At 43.2% G+C, this 5,489-nt stretch carries 5 protein-coding genes; all 5 read right to left on the reverse strand.

The genetic code is table 11. The annotated features are described in order from the left end of the window. Positions 1-247: 247 nt before the first annotated feature. Positions 248-1,414 carry a hypothetical protein gene (locus JI65_RS16185; protein WP_191018203.1) on the reverse strand — a complete coding sequence of 389 codons (1,167 nt, stop codon included), beginning with the start codon at positions 1,412-1,414 and terminating at the stop codon, positions 248-250. A gap of 98 nt (positions 1,415-1,512) precedes the next feature. Next, on the reverse strand, positions 1,513-2,892 hold the full coding sequence (locus JI65_RS16190) for an Ig-like domain-containing protein (protein WP_191018204.1): 1,380 nt from the start codon (positions 2,890-2,892) through the stop codon (positions 1,513-1,515). 295 nt (positions 2,893-3,187) lie between these two features. Further along, positions 3,188-3,916, reverse strand: coding sequence for a glycoside hydrolase family 16 protein (locus tag JI65_RS16195; RefSeq protein WP_191018205.1), 729 nt, complete (start codon positions 3,914-3,916; stop codon positions 3,188-3,190). Beyond that, positions 3,879-4,022, reverse strand: coding sequence for a hypothetical protein (locus JI65_RS16200; RefSeq protein ID WP_191018206.1), 144 nt, complete (start codon positions 4,020-4,022; stop codon positions 3,879-3,881). The genes JI65_RS16195 and JI65_RS16200 overlap by 38 nt, the downstream gene beginning before the upstream one ends. Before the next feature lie 15 nt (positions 4,023-4,037). Beyond that, entirely contained in the window at positions 4,038-5,021 is a 984-nt protein-coding gene (locus JI65_RS16205; protein WP_191018207.1) for a glycosyl hydrolase, read from the reverse strand. Positions 5,022-5,489: the final 468 nt, after the last annotated feature.

The raw sequence follows: 5,489 nt of genomic DNA on the forward strand, positions 1-5,489 counted from the left end.
CGTTTATCTGCGTTTAAAATCTAAAAGTTTGTCATTCTGAGCTGGTTTCAGAATCTCTGTCGTCTTGCGGGAAAAAAAAGACCACGAAACTAGTTCAGAGCGTCCCAGTCTGTCATGTCGAGCGAAGTCGAGACATCTACTGTTCCTGAACAACAGCGGAATGGAGAACACTATCGCTTGTAGACCTCTCGACTGCGCTCGATGTGACAAAAATGCTTATGATTCTTTTAGAATTCGCGTTGAAAAGCTAATTTCCGTCGGCAAAATAAACGGTTACGGTATGAGGACCGGTTGTGTCTGTAATGGTAAATTCCGTTTCTTTTTGAGTGAAGTTTGAAAGGTACAGTAAGATTCCTGCACCCTGAATATAAAAATCAGTTTTATCGGTTCCTGACCCCAAAGAACATTCTGAAATTCCTGAATTCATTACGACAAAAATTCCTGCTTCCTTTAGGTTTTCCCAGCCGGGTTTTTGAATATTTACGATTTCCTTTACGTCGCCTTTTATTTTATATTTATCTGTATTTTTTCCATCTCCGGAGCCGTTTCCGAGCCAGTTGACCGAATCCCAGTTTATGCCGACTTTAGTTCCGCTTGCAACGATTTTGAGCGCAAGAGTTTTCGATATTCCAGATTTGTGCGTAACTTTTACAGTAATATCGCCCTCTGGAGCCGATTCTGAGACTTTTAACATATTTTCTTCTATTAATATGCCTTCTGCATCAACTTCAAAAACACAGTCTTCGGTAATGTCCGTTTTGTAAACCGTGTCCGTAACGATAAGCCCGATGCTTTCGCCCTGCGGAACTTCTAAAGCACTTGTGGAAGTGTTTACAATCAAATCTTCAACGGCAAAGTCAAACTTGTAGGCCCCGTTCTTGAATTTTGCAGTTCCCGCGTAATTTTTGCCATTTGCCCGTATGGAAATGTTTGCCTTTAGAGTGGTGTGAGCGGCATCATTCATAAGAATCATAAGGCGGACTGTTGATTCGTTCGGCCCGTAATCATCAAACTGAAAGCTTTTTACCGGCACGGAAGAATTGTCTGTGGAATCCGTGAGCGTAACGGTTGTCTTTTTTGCAAAGGCAGCGGCATTTGCCCCGCTGATTTTTAGTTCGCTGTTGTCAAGATAAATCCATATTCCTGCGCCTTCGATTTTTGTGGAATTTGCGCCTTTTGGAATAATCGGAAGGGCAGCTTCGGTTGCAGAATCTTGTCCGCCGTTTTCATCTGGATTTTCGTTTTGATTTCCGTCCTCTGGAACGGAGTTGTTTTCGTCGTCAGAAATCGGTTCCGAAGGTTTTGTTACCGGGCTTACGTCGTCGCCAGCGTCGTCGCTACATGAAAGAAAGAATCCGCTTGAAAGAATAAGTGCAGAACTTGCCACTGCAAGAAAGAGTTTTGATTTTTTCATAAAATTTCCTTTTTGGTTTTAGAAATCGATATGGATACATTCCCAGATGAATCAGCAGATGCCGGTTCATCCGGGAAGACTGCAGGAAAAGTCAGGATTTACTCTGTGATGTCGTAAATCTTAAAGTTGGAAATCTTGATATTTGCAGCTCCTGTTTCGCCAAAGGCAAAAATGCATTGAAACTTATCAAATGTTGCAGTGAATTCGATTTCTTTTACAAGAGTTACAGCTTCGCCAGATTTAAGCTCAATCTTTTCCTGCAAAAGGTAGCCTTCATTATCACCGCCTTTCCAAATGCAACCGTTCAAATCTGAGTCAGATTCAAGAGTTGCTGAAATAAAGTATTTTTTTCCGGCATTAAAAATCGGTGTGCTGTCAGAAGATATTGTAAGGAAAAGTTGCGATGACCATGCGCCCCAGCCGCTTGCTGCAGGTTTTGAAACAGAAACTATTCCGTCTTCAATTGAAACAGCAGAATTTCCTGCTCCAGAAGCGTCTGTATATTTTTCAAGCTCGATTTTTGATATAAGATTCTGCAAGGTTCCAAGTACCGTTACTGTCATTTCGGTTTCGAATGTTTTTTCGTCAACCGTGTAGGAAGCCTTTACCGTGAGCGAGCCAGCTTTATTTCCAGCTGTAAGGAATCCGCTTTTATCAATTGAAGAGCCTTGTGCTGCGTCGCCTGAAAGCGTGTAAGTTACATTTTCCGTGATGTTCTTGGAATTCGAATCCTTTACCGTAAACTGGATTTTTTCGCCCTGCTCAAGTTTTTCTGCCGATGCGGAGATTGTGATTTTAGTTACGGCTTTTTCTGCTGGATTTTCTTTTGCGGCAAAATAGAGTTCTTTAAGACCGAAAGTTCCGCTTCCGCCTGCAATTAAGGCAAATTCCACAGCAGTTTCCGGGGCAGAGCCGAAGTCAGAAATTTTTGCGTAGTAGGTGCGCGTTCCGTCTGCATTCATTACAAAATTATCTGTAACTGCCTTTTGCACTTTTGGAATTTGAATGTTTACTCCGTAGTTTCCCTCGTTCTTTTCAGTATTGATTGTGAAGTTTGAAATATCTGCAGTAAATACAATATACTCGTAGCCGGAAAGAGCGCCTTCTTCAAGTCCTGTGAACGCGGCTGCAATTCCGCCAACTCCAGTCCACATTGAGTCTGAAGATTTGATTGTCCATGTGTTGTTTTCGTTCCGCTTTGCTTCGCTTCCGGCTCCCCAGTCAGCGATTTCAGGACCTGCTTCACCAGATTTTACGAAATATTTTTTGTAGTAATCGTCCAAATCTGAAAGTTTGAATGAGTCGCCGATTATTGGTTCTGGCTGCGAGTTATTTTCATCGTCAGGGAGCGGTTTTGGTGTGTTTGTTACAGGGCTTACGTCGTCGCCAGCGTCGTCGCTACATGAGACAAAAAATCCGTTTGCCGCAACGAAAAGTGAGCTTGCAAGAATTAAAAATGTTTTTGAGAGTTTTTTCATAGAGAATCCTCCTTGTTTTTTTCTATGTCCTATTCTCTTGGTGTTTTTTTTATTTTTGTAGGGAGATATTTTTCTTTAAGGTTTGTGTTTTTCGGAAAACCGAAAATTAAACACAAAATTGAAGAAATCGGAAAGTTTTTGATGCAGATGAAACTCGGAAGTGAACAGAATCGATGTCATTCTGAACTTGATTCAGAATCACGGCTCCTGCGGCAAAAAAAAGACCCCAAAACTAGTTCGGGGTGACAGTGGAGAAGTGGTTTTGACAGACTGAACCACCGAGTTTTTCGGGGCGTTATTGATAAACGCGGACGTAATCGATTAGAAATTCTGTGCCGGTTGATTGGAGTGCACTTGCAGCGCCGGTTCCGCCGAGATTTCCGCCGATGGCTAGGTTCAAAATGATGTAAAACGGCTTGTCATACGGCCAGTTTACGTAACCGCTTCCGTCGTTGTAATAAGTTTGCTGGGCCACGCCGTCGTAGTATGCGGTAATTTGGCTTTCGTTCCATTCAACGCTGATTGTGTGCCAGTCTGCGGACAAGTCAGAACCGAAATTCTTCCGCCCGATAGATTTTGGGCTTGCACTGTAATGTCCTTCGGCGTGAAGTGAACTGAAAATCGTGTGCTCACCGTTTGTGCTCGGCGCGTTTTCCATAATGTCAATCTCGCCGCTTTTCGGCCAGCTACCGTATTCGCTTTTTTCTGGCATCATCCAGAATGCAGGCCATGCGCCTTTTTTGTCGGTGATTTTCATTCTTGCTTCAATGATTCCGTATTTCCAGCTTTGTTTTGAATTCAAGCGGGCACTTTTCCATTCACCGTTTTCATATTTCGCTTTGATTTTTAAACAGCCGTCCTCAACGATTGCTGTATCTGCCACCGTTGAGTTGTCGGTATAATTCTGAAGCTCATTGTTGCCCCAGCCACTTTTTCCAGTCTGATATTTCCACTTTGAGGTGGCAGGAACGCCGGAATAGTCAAATTCATCGCTCCATACAAGTTGCCTTTCGCCAATATTCATGCTTACCTCTTCTTCTTCCGGGACGAATCCGCACGAAGTTGACGTAAGCGCCAAAATTGCACAGACTGTCAGAAGTTTTTTTAATTTCCTGCTTTGTTGATTTCATATTTCCTCCTTGTTTTTACTCGCTAAGCCCAAGATAAGCTTTTCCTAATGAAGTCAGGCTGCCGTCTCCGTTTTTTATGTTGTTGTCTGCATTAAAAATTGAATTGAACGGAATGGTCGTTGCGTTTCCGTGGCTCATAAACCACGCGTATTTTGCTACAAGCGTGCTTGATTCCATAAATGCAGTTTTTTCAAGCATGGAAGAAGTCTGTTTGTCAACGCTTTCGCTTTGTCCTCCGTTGTTGTATTCCCATGCACAGAATTCCGTAAGCCAGATTTGCTTTTTGTATTTTTGGGCGTGTTCTTTTATGTAGCCTTCCTGCGCGCCTGGCCAGTTCATGTAGCAGTGAAGTGCAAAATAATCGTAGCGCGGTGCCCGGTCGTATTTTCTCTTGTACGCGCTTATAAAAGCGTCCATCCATTTTGAAGGCGTATCGTAATTTTTGCCGTCGCCTAAAATTGCTCCCGAATATTGAAGGGCAGGTCCAACGAGCTTGAGATTAAATTCTTCGGCAATGTCTTCGAGATTTTTCCAGTCGTCGGCAGCTTTCGTCGGTGTGATTTCTGAGCCGCCGTCTCCGGCTGTTTTAAGGTTTGGCTCATTGTAGCCGAGAAGATATTTGCATTCCGGGTGATTTTTGTAATATTCCCTGAGTTCTTTACGGCTCTGTTCCGTGCTTAAGCCCCACTGCATGGGAATGTAAAGAATCCCATTTGCCCTAAAAAGTGAATCTTCGGCTTCCGTCGGGTGCGTTCCCCAGTTGTAGACCCATTTTATGCCGTCCGTTCCCTGAACGAGGGAAGTAACTTCTGCTTCGTTCAGATGATTGTAGCAGAGTCCTTTTTTATCCAGCGGATTTTCGTCAAAGCGGATTTCCTGTTCGCTGTTGTTCTGTCCTTCTTTTTTTACGCTTTCCACAGTGCTGTCAAAAGTGCAAGACGAAACAGAAATCAAAGTGAAAGCAGAAAATATTGCTGGAAAAATGCGACTTAAAAGCATAAAGTCCTCCGTCTGATTTTTTATGTCAGTATAAAAGGTGAAAAATCAAAAAAGTAGTAAGTGGATTTTAGAAAAGTGTTGATTTTTCGGCGGCGAGAGGGAGAGAAAAGTATGAAGTATGAAGTATGAAGTATGAGGTATGAGGTGAAAATTAGGAATGGAGAATGGAGGAAAAAAAAGTGAGCATTCCGAGAGACCCACTCTGTCATTCCGAGAGTCCCGCTCTGTCATGTCGAGCGAAGTCGAGACATCTGCTGTTCTTGGGCAATAGCGTAGTGGAGAAAACTATCTCTTGTAGACCTCTCGACTACGCTCGAGGTGACAAAAATGGTTATTCCGACTGCGCCCTGGCTGGTATTGTTGCGTTATCCGTGTTTTTCAGTATCTGTGTCCCATCCGTGTGAATCTGTGTTTATCTGCGTTAAAAAACTGAAACTTGTCATTCCGAGCGTCCCGCTCTGTCATGTC

The sequence above is a fragment of the Treponema zioleckii genome (genome assembly GCF_014737315.1).
GTDB lineage: Bacteria > Spirochaetota > Spirochaetia > Treponematales > Treponemataceae > Treponema_D > Treponema_D zioleckii.

Coding starts and splice junctions, on each gene's coding strand:
- JI65_RS16190 (WP_191018204.1), bottom strand. CDS start 2,892: ATGAAAAAACTCTCAAAAACATTTTTAATTCTTGCAAGCTCACTTTTC.
- JI65_RS16200 (WP_191018206.1), bottom strand. CDS start 4,022: ATGAAATCAACAAAGCAGGAAATTAAAAAAACTTCTGACAGTCTGTGC.
- JI65_RS16205 (WP_191018207.1), bottom strand. CDS start 5,021: ATGCTTTTAAGTCGCATTTTTCCAGCAATATTTTCTGCTTTCACTTTG.
- JI65_RS16195 (WP_191018205.1), bottom strand. CDS start 3,916: ATGAATATTGGCGAAAGGCAACTTGTATGGAGCGATGAATTTGACTAT.
- JI65_RS16185 (WP_191018203.1), bottom strand. CDS start 1,414: ATGAAAAAATCAAAACTCTTTCTTGCAGTGGCAAGTTCTGCACTTATT.